Raw genomic sequence first — 18925 nt, 5'->3', positions numbered from 1 at the left:
CTCTCCTTCTCTCGTAGTCTCCCCTAGTATACCCTTGAAACGCCGTGTCACGCTCATTTCGGGTCTACAATACTTTTTTATTGAAATGAAATACGGTCGCCCCGAGCAGAACGGCGATTGCGCCGATTGAGACGAGCAGCGGGCCGGTGAAATCACTCAAGGGTGCGTCGCCGGTGAGCAGGCCGGGTGACGACGTCAGCAGTCCGATCGGGTTCCAGGCGTCGGTCCCCGGGAACAGCGCGGCGATGAAGAGCGCGATGACGGCGAGCACAGCGGCGAGCAGGCCGCCGTAGCCTGTCGCGAAGACGGTGTTCCCCCACAGCGTGAGTGTGAACATGAGCAAGCCGAAGAGATAGACGCAGCTGACGGCGAACGCCAGATGATGCAGAATAGATTGATCCCAATACCAGGCGGTGTAGGCGTACGTGATGCTGAAGGCGAGCAGGAATGCGAGCGTCCAGTAGGCGGCGCCGATGACCCATTTGGTCGTGACGACGGTGCTGCGGCGCAAGCCTTTCGTCAGCAGGATGACGAGTGTGCCGCGGTCGAGTTCCTTCGACATCAGCGTCGAGAACAGCAGGATGAACACGACGAGGCCCATCTGCGGGACGTTGCTGTAGAACTGGAGCCACGAATCGAGCGCGGTCGGCTCAGGGATGTTGACGACCGTCCCTTCCGGCATGAAGTTCTCCATGAGTGCGGGCGTGATCTTGGCGGTGAACGGGTTCAGGACGCCGAGGATCGAGAAGATGACCGCGACGAGCAGCAGTTTGTACGATTTGACGCTCTCCGTCCATTCTTTTTTCAGGAAACCGATCCAGGGATTCATCGGAGCACCTCCATGACGACGTCTTCGAGAGGCTTCTTGTGCGGCTGCATCGTTTCGATGACCAGACCGCGGTTTGCGAGCTCTTTTGCGAATGAAAGCCGGGCTTCATCACCAGGAAGTCTTGCGATGAGGGCGCCGTGATCGATGCGCAGTTCGGCCGGGTAATCGGCGAGCCGTGCGCGTGTTTCTTCTATAGTATGATGCGCGAATGTGAAGGCGAATTCACCGGAAGTCTGCTCGTCGAGACGGTGCAGGTCGTCGTTAAAGATGAGCCGGCCTTCGTGCAGCATGGCGATGCGGTCGCAGATCTGTTCCGCGTCGGATAGAATATGCGTCGAAAAGAATACGGCGGTCTCCTTCTTCGCTTCCTGCAGAATCGACAGGATCTGCGCGCGGCCGGCGGGGTCCAGGGCGGAAGTCGGTTCGTCGCAGATGAGCAGTTTCGGCCGGTTGAGCAGTGCCTGCGCAATGCCGAGCCGCTGTTTCATGCCGCGGGAGTAGGTGCTGATCACTCGTTTGTTGCCGCTTAAGCCGACGAGGTCGAGCAGCTCGGCGATGCGGGTGCTGCTTTCCGATTTTGGCAGTTTCGTGATGACGGCGCACAGGTCCAGGTAGTCTCGTGCGCTGTAGAACGGGTAGAATTCCGGGACGTCAGGCAGGTAGCCGACGTGCTCGTTCGAGGCGGTCTGGCCGAATGTGACGGGCGTGCCTGCGATCGTGATCGTGCCGGTCGTGACCGGGATGAGCCCGAGCATGCAGTGCATGAGCGTCGTCTTGCCGGCGCCGTTCGCACCGACGAAACCGCAGATCGTGCGCTCCGGTATCGCTAGGTCGATGCCTTTCAGCACTTCATTGGCACCGAACCGTTTGGTGACGTTCTTCACTTCAATGATCATGCCGGTCCCCCCTTCCTATGGTGAAATAGGCAAGCGGGCCGAGGAATTGGATGAAGACGACGATCAGCAGCCACATGATTTGATTGCCGAAGCGGTAGTGCGGGTGGCGGATGACGTGGATCGCCGAAAAGATTGCGAGGCCGACTTGCAGGACGATGAGCGGCACGAGGAACGGCAAGTATTCGATGAGCATGTCGATATCATTGTTCATTGGATTCCCTCCAGTCCGAAGCGGAGTTCGGCTTTTAAGTCTTTCATTTCCTGGTCGCCCTGGTACGGCGTGAAATACGGTGCGTCGAGGACATCGAAGACCGACTGTTTGACGAGCCGGTCGCTGCGCAAGGCGCTCGTGCCGAGGTCGAGTTCTTCCATCCAGCCGTCGAGCCGGTCGAAGTAGCGGTCGCCGTGCAAGTCGACCGGGAACAGGTACTTCGTTGAAACCCGGACATATTTGGATAAATACGCGTACAGCTGCGCGCGGTTTTCCTGGGCGGCGGCTGCCTGGGCGGTGCCGATGTAGTACAGCAGGCAGACGTTCGGGTGGAGCTGTTCCAGTTCGTACAGATCGATGATGCCGTCGGTGCGCCGGAGCGTTTCAGCGGATGCCCCGCGGTCGTCCGCGGCCAGGCGCAGGTAATGCGGCGCGGCGCCGACAAGCTGCAGGAGGTTCTGGTACATCGCGACCTGGATCGTGCGCTTCGCGTCGTCCGTCCGCCCGAGCTGTTCGTAGGCGGTCGACAGCAGCGCCTCGTCGCCGATGCTCGGCCGGATGACGCCGTCGAGCAGACGGAGTGTCGTTTCCGGATCACCTTGCATCGAAGCGATCGTCGCCTGGAGCGAGTTGACCTGGCGGAGCACCCAGACGTCGTCGGACAATGTGCGGATGCGCTCGAGCCAGCGGCCTGCCGCAGCCAGGACGGACGGCGGCTCGGGTGCGAGGACACAGTGGTTCAGCATGAGGACGCTCATCTGCAGCAGCAGCCCGGCATCGCGGTAGCCGTGCCGGACGTCGTCGAGGACGTCCGGGTAGACATCGTCGAACGGCTCGTGCGCGAACCGTTTCGAGTAGTCCATGTACAGTGTGCGGATCTGCTGTTTCGAGAGTGTCTGCTCATAGCCGAGCAGTTCGTCGACGGTGAGGTCGAAATAGGCGGCGATTTTCGGCAGCAGCGTGATGTCCGGGTAGCTCTGCCCTTTCTCCCATTTGGACACGGACGCCTTTGATACTTGGCAATGGGCGGCGAGTGTTTCCTGCGTAATCTGGCGGTGCTGGCGTTCGCGGTGGATGATGGAACCGATCTGCAGCATGCTGTCCCCTCCTTCGTTTGTGGTGTTAGGTTAAGTATATGTCAATCAGCGGGTGATTCAATAGAGTGATAGTTGACTTTGGTGAGTTGGGGGTCAACTGGTGGGTGATTTATTGGAGATGTTGTGGTCGTGGGCTTGAGCGGTTGTAGCACTTGCATGAGCGTTTGTGCGTTTGCTTGAGCGTTTGAGTGCATGCCTTGAGCGTTTCGAGCTCATGCTTGAGCGCTTCTCCGGTTGCTTGAGCGGTTGTGCCTCCAACTTGAGCGTTTCGATGAGCCGGGTTCAGTGAATGGTATTAATGCCGCGAAGACACGAACAGAAAAGGCGGAGCAGCGCGGAGCCCACCATTCAGTCCCTTGAACTGGTGGAAAATAGGAATGGTCGCGAGCAATTTGTCGGGGAGGACGGGGGTGGCTTGCCGCGGAATCGAGCGGTCAGCCGCGAGTATTGATCGGTTAGCAGTGGCAATCGAGCGGTCAGCCGCGGGTATTGATCGGTTAGCGGTGGCAATCGAGCGGTTCGCCGCGGGTATTGATCGGTTAGCGGTGATAATCGAGCGGTCAGCCGAGCCCCCGCCCCGCCGCACGCAAAAAAGGGTGCCCGCGGGCACCCTTTTTCGTGTTGGTTATTTATCCAGCAATACGTAGCTGCCTGGTGCTTCGATGTCGAACTGGGCTTCGCCTTTTTTCACTTTGTACTTGGCGGCTTTGTTCGTGTCGAGGTTCAGGACGGATCCTTTTTTCCATTTCGGATCAGCGTTTTCATCGACGAAGAGGCTGACGGCGATGCTTTCGCCGAATTTCGTGATGGCTGTTTTGCTCGCTGCTGTGCCTTGTGTGATGTCGATCGAGAACACGTCGCTCATCGCGCCTGCTACTTTCTCAGAAGACGATTTGCCGAGCGTGATCACGGCGCTGTCGTTCGTGCGCTTGCGGAGCACTTCGACTACGTTTTTATCGAAAGTGAAGGCGGCGTCCGCTGATTGGAAGACGAGCGCTTTCTTCGACTTTTCGATCGCCTTCAGCACGTCAGCGCCGAGTTCGAAGTCGGACGCATCGGCAGCTGCCGGTACATCGATGACGATCTCTTTCGCTTTTTTATCCGCCAGCGCGCCTGCGATCATGTCGTTCGTGACGACAGTCGATTTCGGAGCGGGCTTTTCGACGTGGATCGTAACTGTCGCAGTGAAGCCGCCGAGTGTTACGGTGATTTCCGCGTCACCTGCGCCGATTGCCGTGATCGTGCCTTTGTACACTTTTGCGACGCTCGGGTTGTTCGACTGGTACGATGCGTCAGCCGTAACGTTTTTCGTCGTGGACGTGCCGTCTGCTTTTGTCGTCGTTTCGATCAGCTGGACAGATGCTGTGTCCCCTTCTTTCAGGGACACGCTGTCTTTATCCAGTGCATACGTGACGATCGGAGCTGGTTCGCCTTTGACAGTCAGGTAGACGAGTGTCGTTTCGCCGTTCGGCAGGCTCACTTTCACTTGTGTCTTGCCTGCTGCGTGCGCAGTGAGCAAGCCTTTGTTGACCGTTGCGATCTTGTTGTTGACGACGCTGAACTTCGTATCGAAGGTCGCGTCGCGCTCGGTCGTTTTGCCGTCAGGCGTGACCGTTTTTTCTGTAACTTTCAGCTGTTTCTGTCCGTTTACCTGCAGTTTGACGTCTGTCTGGTTCAGTGCGTATGTCACGATATTCTGCGGAGGCGTGACGACTTCGAGATAAACGAAGATCGTGTCTTCCCCAGGGATCATGACGCGGACTTGTGTCTTGCCTGCTTTGTGCGCAGAAACGAGTCCTTTCTGGACAGTTGCGATCGTGTTGTTGACGACGTTGAATTTCGTCGACGGTGTGAAGTCCTGATCGATGACTGTACCGTCCGGCTTCACAGTTGTCTTCTTGACTGTCAGCTGCTCCTGCTGGCCGACGCCGAGTTTGAGTGCTGTTTTATCGACCGAATACGTGATTGTATCTTGTGGCAGGTCGCTCACTTCGAGGTAGACGAAGCGTGTGTCCTGGCCCGGGATCATGACGCGGACTTGTGTCTTGCCCGCTTTGTGTGCCGTCACGAGACCTTGTGAGACGGTCGCGACCGAGTTGTCGACGACGTTGAATTTGACGCTCGGTGTGACGTCTTTGTTGACCGTCGTGCCGTCCGCTTTCACCGTTGTTTCGGTGATGATGAGCTGTTCCTGCTGGCCGACGCCGAGGGACAGGTTCTTCTTGTTGACGGCGTACGTGACTTCATCCTGGACCGGTGCTTTTTCCGTTACGGTGACCGGGATTGTCTGGCTGAAGTCGTTGTAAGTGACGGTGATGTCCGCCTTGCCGGCTGCGACTGCTGTCACTTTTCCGCCAGCGACTGTTGCGACTGCCGGGTTGCTTGACGTGAATGCCGCTTCAGCTGTGATGTCGCGGTCCGTCGACGTGCCGTCCGGCTTTGTCGTCGTTTCCGTGATGAGCAGCTGCGCTGTGTCGCCCGCTTTCAGGTCGAGCGACGATTTGTCGATCGAGATGGACACTGTGTCCGGTGCAGCGACTGCTTTGTAGATTTCTTCGGATGCTTTGTTGCCTGCTGCATCCTGGTAGCGTACAGTCACACTCTGTTTCGTTTTGTCGAAGTTCGGGAGGTCGAATGTGAATGAACCTTCCTGTGTGAGCTGGACTTTCCCTGTATTTACTACTTTCCCGTCCTGTGTAACGTCATACGACGCGGACAGTTTCGTGTTGAGGTCGTAGCCCATTCCGTATTTCACAAGTTCTTTCTGGTAGTCGACGTATTTGTCGATGACTTTCCCTGTCGCTTTGCCGTTTTCAACCGATCCTTCGATCGTGCCGGCAGCTGATTTGACGACAATCGGTCCTGCATAATTGCCGATCGATTCCGGGTTGCCGGATTGCGGGATCGCCGAGAAGTCGACTGTGTAGAGGCCGTCCGGGATCTGACCCGGTGACTTCGTTGTCCAGTTCGTGTACGTGCCGCGGATCTGCAGGTTGTAAGATCCTGCGCCGAGAGTCTCACCCGCATAGACGTAGCCGATGTAGCCGTCTTTGTACTCGCCGCCTGTCGGGTTCATGATATCCCACAGTTCGACCATCTGGTTTTTGACGTCGCCTGTGATCGTGAACGAGAAGGTCGTATCCTTCGCTCCGCCTGTACCTGTGAAGTTCACGTCTTTTGCTGTGAGGCTCAGGTCTTTCACCTGCACTGCGTCTGCTCCGCCGAAGTCAGCTGCGAATGGCAGGGACAGATCCTGGCCGCTGCCCGTGATGTGGATGTAGCCGAGGATTTCATCGCCGGCTTTCGTTGCTGCTTTGGATGCGGTCAGTGTGACGTTGAGCAGCTGTTCGCCGTTCAGCGTGAACGCTGTCTTGTCGACGGTGACTTTCGCATCGCCGAAACCTTTCGTTGTGTCGACGGATACGGTGTAGTCGCCGCCTTTTCCTTTCAGGTCCTTGACTTTGATCTGCTTGGTGACGGTGATGTCCTTGTCGAGTTTCTGCGGACCGAATGTGACGGTCCCTTTCAGGTTCTCGACGGTCGTTCCGTCGTTGTTCGCCGTGTCGATGCCGTATGCGAGGACATCGGCGTGTGCTGCTTTGTACGCTTCCACGCGGCCCGCGCCTTGTGAGAAGACGTCGTATTTCTGCGTGTCGAGGAGGGTTGCCGTGTTGGACAGCGCGACTTTTACGTCGAATGCGTTCCAATCAGGGTTCGCCTGTTTCACGAGTGCTGCGATTCCAGCGACGTGCGGTGTAGCCATGGATGTGCCTGTTTTGCGTGAGTAGGCTTCGCTGTAGTCCGCATCCGGGAAGTCCTTGCCGTATTCCGGGATAGTGGACATGATGTTCGTGCCGGGTGCTGTGACGTCAGGCTTGATGTCGTAGTTCGGTGTGGACGGGCCGCGTGAACTCGAGTCATTGACGTCATCTCCCGTTGTTTTCGTGTTCGTGAATTGGTCGAATGAAATGGTTCCTGGTGCTTTCGCAAGTGCTGCACGGATCGCTTCGCCGTCCGTGACGGACATGTCGAATGTCGGGAGGAATTCGAATGCGTCACCGAGGAAAGTCTGTGATTTGCCCGGTGCGTTCGTACCGCCCGCGAAGTTGTGGATGATGACGCCGGCAGCGCCGTTCTTCTTCGCTGCTTCGATTTTATCGACAAATGCGATCTCCCCGCGTGACACGAGAGCGATCTTGCCTTTGACGTCAAGGCCGGCGTAGTCTTTTTCAGCACCGACGCCAGGGACTGCAACGAGGTCATAGCTGCCGGAAAGCTGCTGTTTGACGTCCTTGCCGAACGTCGTCGCCATCAGGTCGTTCACTTTGCTGTACGTAAAGTCGCCTGCTGTGATGCTGACGTTGGCCTGGTGGTGTGTCTCAGGGTTTGTCGTGTTGCCGACACCGATGCCGAGACGTGAAGTCGCCGGAGTTCCCATCGTGCCGCGTTTCGGACCGGAGTTGCCGGTGGCGATGACGGAGATCGTGCCAGCGAGCATCGCGTTGTTGATGGCGAATGAGGCACCGTCCGTTTCGGAGTTCGCTCCGCCGCCGAGGGACAGGTTGATGACGTCCATGCCTTCGATTACGGCTGTGTCGATCGCCTTGATGATGCCGGCGGTTGCCCCGCTGCCGTATGCGCCGAGGACGCGATACGAGTAGAGGTCGACTTTCGGCGCGATGCCTTTGATGCCGAATTTGTTGTTGCCTTGTGCTGCGATCGTCCCGGCTACGTGTGTGCCGTGCGATGTGTAGAATGCGCTGCCTTTGTCGTTGAACTCAGGCTTGTTCGCCGGACGGTCGAGCGGTGATGTTTCCGATCCGTCGTCGTCAGCGCGCGGACGTGCATAGTCACCGTCCGTGTGCGGCACGAAGTTCTTGCCGCCTTTGTAGACAGCTTGCAGATCCGGGTGGGAGGCGTCGATTCCTGTGTCGAGGACAGCGACTTTGACGCCTTGTCCTTCATAGCCTTCCGCCCACAGTTTGTCGATGCCGAGGAATGGGATGCTTGTGTCCATCTGAGCGTCTGCACCCGGGTCGACCTTCTCGAGGTCTTCCAGTGCATACATGATCGTGTCGGGTTCGACGTATTTGACTCCGTCGATCGCCAGAAGTTTTTCGAGGTCGTTAGCTTGCACGGTTCCGGAGAAACCGTTGAGGACTGTGTCAAACGAGAAGGTCTGGTCGAACTTGACGTTCTTGACCGCCATCTGTTTTTTTGCGTTGATCTGCTGGGTGCGGATTTTATCCCGCTTTGCGTTCTTTTGCGCCTGGGTCATCTTCTTGCCGTTCAGTTTCTGGATCCCCTGTTCGAGGCCGACTGATTTCTCGGACAGATGAATGATGACGGGGACTTTCTGGCTGCCGGAGAGCCCTTTCAGGTCCTTGTGCAGGCGGGTCTCCCCATTCAGCAGATCGGTCTGCTGGGCGATTGCCGCTTTTTGCTGCAGCACGCTTTCATCCTGTGGGTTCGGCTTGAACGGCTGTTTGAGGAATGCCGCGTCGGCGGTCCCTCCAAACGGCAGGACGAGCGAAAGTATCAGGATCAGAGTGAGAAACGTACTGAGCCGTCTGGTGAACTTTTTGTTGGTCAAATTCCCTTCCCCCTATGCATGATAGTTGTCAGACTTAACGAAATTAAGTGACAGAATGACAATAGCATAGATTGGAAGTTTTGAGAACGGCTTGCTGACACCGTTTGTTCATGATTTGCCCATTTTTCTGAAAAATCGTTCAATGGTTGGTTTCCTGGCTCATGTGAAGTAGTCTATTGGTTGGGTGGAAAGGGCTGGATGTTGTGAGAAAGGTTGGGCGGAGGTATGGTGGGTCTATTGGCGGGGCTGGTTGGTGGCGGGAATGGAGCGGTCAGCGAGGGGAATTGATCGGTCAGCCACGGGAATTGAGCGGTTAGCGGCCGGAATTGAGCGGTCAGCGACATGAATTGATCGCTTAGCGCCCCGAATTGATCGCTTAGCCGTGCGTATTGATCGCTCAGCGCCCCGAATCGAGCGGTCAGCCGATCGCCTGCAGTTCATCCCCACGAAAAAACCCAACAAAAAAACGCTTCGGCCGGGAAGCGTGGTCACGGGTCATAGGGGGGCGGGCTGCTCGTTCATGTCGCAGCAGTACTGGTAGATTGCAGCAGTGGCACGGCAGTCGGTGAGACCGCTCAGGGAATTGCGCTTGGCCATGAGCAGCGTCTTCAGTTTGTGCATCTCGTTCTGCTGTTTCAGCTGGCCTGCGACTTTTCGCGCGAGCCGGGTCGTGTCGACGACGGTGTATTTCGGCAGGTCGATCACCGAGAAATCGTGCAGGGATTCGAGGAACCCCATCTCGAATGAGCTGTCGTGGATGATGATCGGCAGGTCGCCGATGAACCGGACGAGCGGCTCGATCACGTGTTCCATCACGGGCGCATCTTGGATGTCGCTGTCCGAGATGCCGGTCCGCTGGGTCACTTCCATCGGGATATGGCGGTGGGGGTTGACGAGTGTCTCGAACCGGTCCATCTCTTCGTGCTTTTCGAAACGGATGGCGAGCACGCCGATGATCTTGTCGGCGCCTGCCCGCATGCCGGTCGTCTCGAAATCGAGGACGACGTAATCGTCATGGCAGTCTTCCGTCGTTATGTAATTGCTGTTCCGGGTCTGTTTGCGCAATCTGTTATTCTTCTGCATAGGCTGCTGGTTGAGCAGTACCTGGACTTGTTTGCGTTCCGTTTCCATCGGGCCACTTCCTTGCTGCTGTATTGTCTGCTCTAGGTATACCCGGTTCCTCTAGTAAATATGCATTAAAAAAACGTTAAATTGTAGACCAAAAGACAGAGCCGCGGGGGCTCTGTCTTTTGTCAGCTGCCTGTATACTGTTTTTTCATGAGAAGGACGCTGAAATAGTTCTTCCAGCCGAACGCTTTCCATTCCGCTTTTGCGGGAAAATCCGCAGGCATCGGGAAGAACACACGCGGTGCGCTTTCCTGGTCGCGGATCGCTTTGTCATAGACGACCACGTCCCCTGCAGCGATCCCTTCCGTCACGACGGACCGGTCGAGATGCTCAAACGGCACGGTGATGTCAGTAGCGGCGGCATAGCCATTTTCATCGAGCCGCCAGACGGAGGCACGCTCGGTTCCCGCGCCGGTCACCCAGGCAGACGGGACGGCGGCTGCGTTCTGCGCAGCGTTCGTCGTGATGACGGCGTTTACGTGCGTTCCGAACGGCGCGGCAATCGTTTCGCCGTTCGCGTTCAGCCGCACCTTGTAGTAGGCGAGCGGGTTCGTGACTGTTTTATCCGCAAGCTTCTTGTAGGCCTGGAGGAATTCACCGGGCTGTGCCGGGACCTGATCGACCGTCTCCACGGAGCCGTCGAGCGGTGCGTCCGTCCCTTTGGCGTTCATGACCGCCGTATCGCCGGCTGCGATGCGGCTCCACTCTTCGTCTTCCGCATACGTTTCGATCACTTGCTCATTGCTGTAGATGACGATCGTCGGGCGGTCGTTTTCGCTGTTGATGCGCGCGATGACGCCGTCCGCCGGGCTGATGAGCGCCGGGTTCGACGGGTTCTGATCCAGCTGCGATTCGACAACTTTCAATTTGCGGTCGATATCCGCGAGTTCCCGTTCGGCTTCCGCCACGGCCTGCGCGTAAGAGCCTTTCTGGTTCACGTCGACGTTCACATTGACGTTCAGTTCGACTTTCGTATCTTCATCGGCCTGGGCGCGGTCGGACTTGGACGAGTTGGAACTGTCGGTCTGATCACCCGAATTCAGATCGGAGATGGTCGACCGGATGGCGTTCTGCTGTGTCAAGAGCGCTTCTTTCTCGGACTCCCACACGGCGCGCTGTCCGTCCGCCTGCTCGGTCTGCAGGCTGGCAAGTTCGTCACCGGCGCTGACCGTATCGCCGACATCGACGAGCCACGTGTCGATCGTATTGCTGTCGTCCGTGTAGACGGTGAACGTCTCAGCAGGAGCGACGAAGCCTTCTTTCGGCAGTTCTTCTTTGTATTCGTTCGCTGACATCGTTTCGTAGTCGCTCACATAGACTGTTTTCGGGATGACGCTTTTCTCGGAATAGAGCAGGTACAGGTTCAGCGCCACGAAGACGCTGACGACGACGGCGATGACTGCGTTCTGTAGTTTGTTCATCGGTTATGCGCCTCCTTGCACGACGTAATTGAAGAGACGCTCAAACGGGATATAGCCGAGAGCAGCTGTCAGGAGCGCCATGAGGATCTGCAGGCCGATCAGGACGGCGAGCAGGCTTTTCCAATTCATCGTTTTCGTATACGAACGGATGAAACTGAACTGCATGCTGATGATCAGCGCCGAGACGAGGGTCAGCTGGTTGAGGAACATGACCAGGAACCACGTATCGGAGAATGTCGCGGTCAGCGGGCCGAATGACAGGAACGAGACGTTGGCCGCTTCCCCTTTAAGGGCGAACACGATGAAGACGAGCGCTTTTTCCATCAGCAGTACACCCGTGACGAGCAGCTGCAGCGGAACGAGACGGCGGACCGGGATCGACGTGATCATACCCAGGACATAGGAGATGATGAACAGATGGAACGCTATGTAGATGATGGCCCAGAGGACGGCGCCGATGACAGACACGATGCGGGCGATCGTATAGTCGCCGCCTGTGGCAGCCGCAAGCATCGGGCTGAGCGAATCCGTCGTCATTCCCCATATATCCCGCAACGCAAAGATCACAATGCCCGCTAGGAAAAGGAAGACGATGCGCATGGTGAATCCGCGCATTGCCGAATTTTGGTGATCGGTTGCGAGTTTTGACGGCCTAGTAACATAGCGCCAAAACGAAAAGTTGAAAAACATGGGATAATTCCTTTCTTCTTGGAGATGGGAAACGAACGATGCAATAACTTCCTATCCTCTACTTTAGCAAAAACCGCGTGATTTGCAAAGATTTCGGGTGCAAGACTTGCAACTTGAATAGACTGGGAGAATAAATCGGCGAAACAGGTTTCCCGCTGCCGGCAACGTGGGTACTATAAGACTAGCAAAGGAAAACCTGACTCCCGATGACATCACGGACTGGCACACTCGGGGAAATGCGCGTTATTTCCCGGGAAATCGACAAAAGGAGCGGATGAAGATGGAAAACAATATAACCACCCGTAAAATCGACCAGATGACATGGCAGGACGTCGCTTTCGGACTCGCAGGCTCGACCGGTTTCGTTGCGCTGCTGTACATGTTCCTATGAGAATGGGAAGAAACAGGACTTATATGCAAATTTAAAACACCTACCCGGGAATCACTTCTCTGGATAGGTGTTTTTACGTGGCGTTATTCTTGTGGGACATTCGGCGCGTGCATTCCTTCCGTCAGTTCAGTGAACAGGTTTTTGTCGTTCGTCTCGAGTGCGTAGTCGATCATCCGCATCCGGTTGACCAGCTCCAATTCGCCGATCAGTTCTTCGATTTCGCGTGCCTGGGGTTCGGACAGTTCAGGTGCCAGCTGGAAGATGCCTTCAAGGACGGTGGAAAGGTGCATGTGCAGATCGGAGATAAGCAGCAGCTGATACAGCGGTAATCGGATGAACCGGCTGCCCCGCTGGAAGACGAATACTTCGCCCAAGTTCTCGACCTGCAGGCTCTTCATGTTGATGACGATCTCTTTCCCCTCGATCGGCACGAACTGGAACACTTCACTGCCTTTGATGATCGAGAAGTACTGATACGCAAAGACGAGCCGCAGCCTGAAATCCTCTTTACTCGTATAGAATGGGGTCATACGTTTGACGGACAGCATGTGGATCCCCTCCATAATTGAATATTCCGATTATTAATAGTTTATCACATTCACCCCTCTTTTGTGAATGATAGCTGCCTGATGATTTTGCCCTCCTCACCCGTTCTGTCCTTCCGTACGGCGCCAGCCCGGGGCGTGGGCCCAGTAGGACAAGCTGCACGGAGTGAAGTCGTCGATCTCGAGTTCCTTCAATGCGCTCCGCACCGCGTCGCCGATCCGGAAGCGGTCATCGCTGTACCTCAGGAACGTCATCCGGTTGGTGTTGCAGTCGATCGCTATGTAATGGAAGAAGGCGCTGCTGAACGTGACGTCCTCCAAGTGGAGCGACCAGAGTCCCGGGCTGCCGGGCACAATGTCCGGCCAGTCCCCGCCGAGCATTTCATACATCACTGTTCCTTTATCCTGTATCTTCGCACGCAGATCCGGGATATAGACGACCATCGACTTCGGCATGTTCTCTTCTCCTTCCCTTCCCTATCCTATTCCAGAGCCTCGCAAAAGATTGATCATCCGGTGACAAATTCTTTTTTAGTTTGCTGCAGGCGGATTTCCGGGAAAAATAAGTTCATCCGACCTGCTGTGAAAACTCACATACTGTGAAAAACAACATCACGATTCGTGGGTTTTGACAAAATGGCCGGCCGGCTCCTTTACGGTATAACAAAAAGTGGAGGACCGCCATGAAACGAAAAATCCGGCACTTCGGGAAACAGTTCAAAGAATACCGTGAAGAATACTTGGGCATCAAACAGCTGGAAGCCGCCGAGCAGCTTTCCATCTCCTCTTCCGCCCTGTCGAACTACGAGCGGGCCGATCGGGACGTGACAGCTGAGATGCTTGCCGAATTCAAGGAGACGTTCGATATACCGGACGATTATTTCGTCGCCATGGTGACCGGACAGCCGCTCCGTGAAGTGCGCGCCGTGCGCTCCGATACGGCCGGGAAGACGACGGAAGTCCAGGAACGCTACCGGGATCATTTCGTCGAGCGCCACCGACAGCTGATCGAAGAGACCGATGAGCTGCGCGAAATCATCGCACTCACCGCTGCGCTCAATAAGAAACAGCGCCGTCTGTATTTGAACTCCCTCAAAAATAACCTGACCGTCTTCCGGAGCCTCGCGGCGAAACACGGTGAAGCCGGCAGCCCCCTCCCCTCCCCTGCAAAGGAATGAGGCGGGGGTTTTCTTTTTGGATAGAGATGATTTACGCTCCCCCCGTCATGGGGTATAATAGAAAGAATGCTTTGTCGAGGGAGTGGGTATATGTTGCGCGTTGCTGCAGAACGTATTTCGTATTTGCATGAACGAGAAATCGAAAAGATGATGAATGATCTCCATAATAGATTCCGTCCGGATGAACCGGATCAGGCCGACGTCGTACGGCGTGCCATCCTCATGGTGCGCCGCGGCGCGATTTCGTCCTACCGGTATTCCCAGGAGGACGGGGAAATCCTGGCCCAGCTCAATGACCGTGCGTCCGAATTCGTGCGGTTTTCGTTCAATGATCAGGCGCTCAGCTGTACATGCGGAGCAAACAACCACTGTGTGCATCAGCTCGCTGTCGTATTCGACCTGTATTCCCAGTTCCATTCACTTACGGAGTGGGTCCAGGATTGGCGTACGTCGGACAATGAAGAGCTTGCTCTGAAGATCACCGCGCGTACGCCGGATGCCTGGGATACCGTTCTCGCGAAAGTGACGGCACCCCTGCGCAAGCTGACGCCATCCGTCAATTCCTCCGTGTTCACATACGAATGCACGGAGATCGAGAACCGGGTCCAGCCGCTCATGCCGTTCGAGTATGAATGGAAGCCGCTGTTCGACCTGTATTACCGTCTCCATCTGCTTGACGCCGCCTGGGAGTATGCGGCGTCCTTGCTCGATGCGAGCCATTCCCAGCATGCCTACGGTACGTGGCAGCTGACGACGTGGCTGAATGATCAGATCGGCGACGTCGAGAAATTAGCCGGTACGTTCGGCAGCAAACCGAAACTGTTCGAGACCGATGCGTTCCTGAAACGGCTGAAAGAGCTCGTCTACACGGTCTGTGTCGGACACACCGGCCAGTTCCCGTACCGTTTCCGGCTGTACGAAGCCGTTTGGGGGCAGCTGTTCGCCGACAGCAAGGACCGCGAACAGGAAAAGAGCAGGCTTGCTGCGGATCCGTCGGACGAAGCGAAGCTGTTCGAGATGTATTTCGCCATCATCGAAGGGCGCGGGGATCTTCTCGAGGAGACACTTGCCGCAGAGACATCACCCGACTTCAGCAGCTGGATGACGCTCGCGAAGTTCGCACGTTCCGAAGCGCTGCAGCCGACTGCCGCGTCTATCGCGCGCGGACTGTATCCGTCCGTCGCCGGCTACTTCAGCCGGATGACGAACCGGAGCGAGCAGCTCGCCGCTGCCCAGGAGATCGATGCGCTGCTGTCGAGCGGGGAGTTTACAGACGAGGAATATGAACGTGTCTACGCCGTCTATGGCAAGATCGGGATTCCGCGGTACTCGCTGTTCCTCATCGAGCGCGAGCGTTTCGAAGAGTGGGCAGCTCTGCTCCACCGTTTCAGCGTGCCATATGACAGCATCGAGTCGTGGGAGCTGAAGGAAGTGCTCACCCGCCAGCCGTCTGCGGCACTCCCGCTGCTGCATGACTATGCCCAGCAGTTCATAGCCGAGAAGAACCGGATGAGCTACCGCCGTGCGGTCAAGCTGTTCAAGCGGATGCGGACCGCCTGCAAGAAAAGCGGGCAGACGGAGTTCTGGAACCGCTACATCGGCACTGTGCGTGAAAAACACCGCCGGCTGCGCGCGCTCGTCGAAGAAATGGAAAGGGGGAACCTCGAATTATGACTTCTGCCAACCCGCTCGTCCGCACGCTCTATTTGACGATCCAGCAGACAGACCATGGACGGATCGCCCTGTCTGCGGCGGATGACTATGGAACACGGATCCCTGCCGACCGTCTCGTCTCGTTCTTCTTCTTCGCGGATGAGGCGTCGCTGTTCGGCCTGTCCGTGCCGGTCGAAGAGAACACCGTCATCCTGCAGCCGTATGAATGGGTGCAGGTGCTCGGCAGCCGCCGCCATCCGTTCGTCTCCTACATCGGCGCGACCGAAGGCGACGGACGGCATCTGGAAGCGGCCGAGGAAGCCGCTACCCTGTGGCAGTCCCCTGACTTGTGGAAATACGTGGAGCCGGATGCCGAACAGGTCATCCATCTTGCTGGCGACGCAGCCGGCCTGTCCGAAGAAGCCGCTGCCCTGACGACACAGGCGGTCATCAGCAAGTTCCGTTCACTCGGCGTCGGCGGGGAATCCGCCGCTGCGCTGCTGCCCCATCTGAAGGTGTACGGCTGGCCGGGCGAGGCGAAGTCCGATCTGCCTGTCCGCTGTGCAATCCGCCTGACGGAGCCCGACGCGGACCGTTCCGAAGACTGGCTTCTTGAGACCGTACTGCTGAATGAACGCGGCACGCAGTGGGTGCCCTCGAAGACGAAACGGAATGCGCCTGTCGAAGACGCACTCCCCGCGAAATGGAAGCCGTATGCGGACCAGCTGCGGGAGCAGCAGTCCGAGATGGTTTCGTTCCTGCGGTCTGTCGGTACGGAGCCCGAGGACCGCTTCCTCCATATCCCGATGAGCGATCCGGAAGTCCGGATGTTCATCCAGCATGATCTGCCGCTGTTCCAGTCGTTCGGGTTTGCGGTCCTGCTGCCGGCCTGGCTGAAGACGGTGACCGAGACGAAGCTGAAGATCCGGACGGACGCGGGCATCCAGTCGTACCGCTCCGCTGCGGGCCTGGACGAAGTGCTTTCCTTCAATTGGAACTTCTCCCTCGGCGGCCAGACGATCGACCGGGATGCGTTCCAGCGGATGGTCGACGAAAACCGCGAGTTCATCCGCACAGGGGACGAGTGGTTCCATATCGATCCCGCCTGGCTGAAGCGCATCAAAGAACTGATGGAGCAGGCGGATGAAGGCGAGTGGACCGTGAAGGACCTGCTGTTCCAGGAACTTCCTGAAGAGATTGTGCCGATGGAAGAGGACTCGGCAGAAGAGGACCCGCTCCTCGCGTTTTCGATGCAGCAGTCTCTCCGCGATTACGTGGACCAGGTCATGGATAAGAAAGGGCTGCCGGAAGTGCAAGTGCCGGCAGGGCTGCAGACAGAGCTGCGCCCGTACCAGCAGGAAGGGTTCAACTGGCTCATGTTCATGCGCCAGAACAAGTTCGGTGCGTGCCTTGCTGACGATATGGGGCTCGGGAAGACCGTCCAGCTCATCAGCTACCTGCTAGCAGTGCACGGCAAGGAAGAGAAAGTGGCCCCGTCGCTCATCATCTGTCCGACGAGCGTGCTCGGCAACTGGCAGAAGGAGCTCGAGCGGTTCGCGCCTTCCTTGAAAGCTTCCGTCCATTACGGACCCGGACGGCTGAAGGAAGAGCAGTTCAGTACGGTGATGGCAGCGGAACAGCCTGACGTCGTCCTGACGACGTACGGGACGGCGACACAGGACAGCGAGTTCCTGACGGAGTTCCCGTTCGCGAGCATCACGCTCGACGAAGCTCAGAATATCAAGAACATGCAGACGAAACAGTCGCGGGCGATCCGTAAACTGCAGGGCGGCCACCATATCGCCCTCACCGGGACGCCGATCGAGAACCGTCTGGCGGAACTGTGGGCGATCTTCGACTTCATCCACCGCGGGTATTTCGGGAGTTTCCGCCGGTTCACGGATGACTACATCATCCCGATCGAACGGGATGATGATGAACGGACGAAACGCAAGCTCCGTTCGAAGATCCACCCGTTCCTGCTGCGGCGGACGAAGAGCGATCCCGACCTGCAGCTGAATCTGCCGAAAAAGCTCGAACAGAACGAATATGTACCATTGACGGCGGAACAGGCCGCGCTCTACGAAAGTTTCATCGAAGAGACGAAGTTCAAGCTCCAGACATTGTCGGGCTTTGAACGCAAAGGGCTCATCCTGAAGATGCTGAGCCGGCTGAAACAGCTGTGCAACCATCCCGCGCTGTTCCTGAAGGAGCCGTTCACGGCAGCGGACCGGATGCTGACGCGTTCCGACAAACTGGAACGCCTCGTCAAACTGGCGGCGGAGATCGCCCAGAATGGCGAGCAGTGCCTGATTTTCACTCAATACATCGGCATGGGGCAGCTGATCCGTCAGTGCCTGTCCGAACTGTATGGGTTCGAAGTGCCGTTCCTGACAGGCAGTATGCCGAAGGGCCAGAGGGATTCACTCGTGGATGCGTTCCAGCAGGGAGAGTTCCCGATCTTCATCCTGTCGCTGAAAGCGGGTGGTACGGGGCTGAACTTGACGGCTGCGAACCATGTGCTGCACGCGGATCGCTGGTGGAATCCAGCGGTCGAGAACCAGGCGACCGACCGTGCCTACCGGATCGGCCAGGAGAAATTCGTCCACGTCCATAAATTCGTAACGATCGGTACGATTGAAGAGAAGATCGATAAGATGCTCGAGGAAAAGGCGGCCTTGTCCGCTGACCTGATCCAGTCGAGCCAGTGGCTGACGGAGCTGTCCGACACCGAACTCGATGACCTGCTGTCATTCGGCTGATCGGGATACGGCACCGTTTCCCTGTCATGAACGCAAATCGCTCCGGCGGTTTGCGTTTTTCCGTCTGTCTACACCCGGCTCAGCCGTTTCATGTGCAGTACGCGGAGCGTTTTGGTGCGTTCGAGCCTTTCCAGCGCTTCCACGCGTTCGTTCAGGTTGGCGACCATCCTGATCAACTGGCCGATCTGCAGTTCCATCCGTACGACAGCTTGTTCCTGTCCATTCATCCTTCTCACCCTCCTTCAGTTAAGCAAATACTGCCGCAGGTCCGCGGGAAGCGGTCTCCCGCTGTGCTGCAGCAGTTCTGCTGTTGTGTGATGGCTAGGACAGCCGCTCACTCCTCTTGGATCGTGCCGGCTGCTGTATCCAGGCTCCTGAGATGGATTTGTCTGGCATGTCAGCCGTTCTTGCAAACCCGTCGGCCCCCCCGGGCTCCCGGGCTGTCCATCATCCCCGCTACAATCTTTGATATACTGCTTTTCTCCGTTTTCCGTTATCCTTTACTCCCCGCCGGATTGCCGTCCGGCCTGC

General features: G+C 57.1%; 14 protein-coding genes. 3 read left to right on the top strand and 11 right to left on the bottom strand.

Features of this window, described 5'->3' with window-relative positions; all coding sequences use genetic code 11:
• Positions 1-64: 64 nt before the first annotated feature.
• The 10 genes from NFU03_RS08480 to NFU03_RS08425 form a co-directional block, all read right to left on the bottom strand.
• On the bottom strand, positions 65-829 hold the full coding sequence (locus NFU03_RS08480; RefSeq protein ID WP_251637805.1) for an ABC transporter permease subunit: 765 nt from the start codon (positions 827-829) through the stop codon (positions 65-67).
• Positions 826-1725, bottom strand: coding sequence for an ABC transporter ATP-binding protein (locus NFU03_RS08475; protein WP_251637803.1), 900 nt, complete (start codon positions 1723-1725; stop codon positions 826-828). Before NFU03_RS08475 ends, NFU03_RS08480 begins: the two co-directional genes overlap by 4 nt.
• Positions 1715-1936, bottom strand: a complete 222-nt coding sequence (locus NFU03_RS08470; protein WP_251637801.1) for a PLDc N-terminal domain-containing protein — start codon at positions 1934-1936, stop codon at positions 1715-1717. Before NFU03_RS08470 ends, NFU03_RS08475 begins: the two co-directional genes overlap by 11 nt.
• On the bottom strand, positions 1933-3033 hold the full coding sequence (locus NFU03_RS08465; RefSeq protein WP_251637799.1) for a helix-turn-helix domain-containing protein: 1101 nt from the start codon (positions 3031-3033) through the stop codon (positions 1933-1935). The genes NFU03_RS08470 and NFU03_RS08465 overlap by 4 nt, the downstream gene beginning before the upstream one ends.
• Positions 3034-3658: 625 nt before the next feature.
• Complete coding sequence (locus tag NFU03_RS15725) at positions 3659-8626, bottom strand: S8 family serine peptidase (RefSeq protein ID WP_285835434.1); 4968 nt, start codon at positions 8624-8626, stop codon at positions 3659-3661.
• A gap of 495 nt (positions 8627-9121) precedes the next feature.
• Positions 9122-9757, bottom strand: a complete 636-nt coding sequence (locus NFU03_RS08445) for a 3'-5' exonuclease (RefSeq protein ID WP_251637798.1) — start codon at positions 9755-9757, stop codon at positions 9122-9124.
• A 122-nt stretch (positions 9758-9879) separates the two neighbouring features.
• Positions 9880-11175, bottom strand: a complete 1296-nt coding sequence (locus NFU03_RS08440) for an efflux RND transporter periplasmic adaptor subunit (RefSeq protein ID WP_251637797.1) — start codon at positions 11173-11175, stop codon at positions 9880-9882.
• A 3-nt stretch (positions 11176-11178) separates the two neighbouring features.
• Complete coding sequence (locus tag NFU03_RS08435; protein ID WP_251637796.1) at positions 11179-11712, bottom strand: hypothetical protein; 534 nt, start codon at positions 11710-11712, stop codon at positions 11179-11181.
• Positions 11713-12339: 627 nt separating this feature from the next.
• Positions 12340-12804 carry a transcriptional regulator gene (locus tag NFU03_RS08430; RefSeq protein ID WP_251637795.1) on the bottom strand — a complete coding sequence of 155 codons (465 nt, stop codon included), beginning with the start codon at positions 12802-12804 and terminating at the stop codon, positions 12340-12342.
• Positions 12805-12900: 96 nt separating this feature from the next.
• The gene (locus NFU03_RS08425) at positions 12901-13257 is read right to left on the bottom strand and encodes a hypothetical protein (protein WP_251637794.1); all 357 of its coding nucleotides are present in this window, start codon (positions 13255-13257) and stop codon (positions 12901-12903) included.
• Between the two features lie 227 nt (positions 13258-13484).
• Here NFU03_RS08425 and NFU03_RS08420 point away from each other — a divergent pair, with 227 nt between their 5' ends.
• The 3 genes from NFU03_RS08420 to NFU03_RS08410 all read left to right on the top strand — a co-directional run bounded on the left by NFU03_RS08420 (position 13485) and on the right by NFU03_RS08410 (position 18394).
• Positions 13485-13979: a helix-turn-helix domain-containing protein gene (locus tag NFU03_RS08420; RefSeq protein ID WP_251637793.1), complete on the top strand. Its 495-nt coding sequence runs from the start codon at positions 13485-13487 to the stop codon at positions 13977-13979.
• Between the two features lie 90 nt (positions 13980-14069).
• Positions 14070-15653, top strand: coding sequence for a hypothetical protein (locus tag NFU03_RS08415; protein ID WP_251637791.1), 1584 nt, complete (start codon positions 14070-14072; stop codon positions 15651-15653).
• A complete protein-coding gene (locus NFU03_RS08410; RefSeq protein ID WP_251637790.1) occupies positions 15650-18394 on the top strand; it encodes a DEAD/DEAH box helicase in 2745 nt (914 codons plus the stop codon). The genes NFU03_RS08415 and NFU03_RS08410 overlap by 4 nt, the downstream gene beginning before the upstream one ends.
• Before the next feature lie 68 nt (positions 18395-18462).
• On the opposite strand, the gene NFU03_RS08405 is transcribed toward NFU03_RS08410, so the two are convergent.
• Complete coding sequence (locus NFU03_RS08405) at positions 18463-18621, bottom strand: hypothetical protein (protein ID WP_251637788.1); 159 nt, start codon at positions 18619-18621, stop codon at positions 18463-18465.
• Positions 18622-18925 lie beyond the last annotated feature (304 nt).

The sequence above is a fragment of the Sporosarcina sp. NCCP-2716 genome, from assembly GCF_023707985.1.
In the GTDB taxonomy this organism is placed as follows: Bacteria; Bacillota; Bacilli; order Bacillales_A; family Planococcaceae; genus Sporosarcina.
Note: the sequence above shows the minus strand (reverse complement) of the source record. Positions and strands in the feature narration are given on the sequence as shown.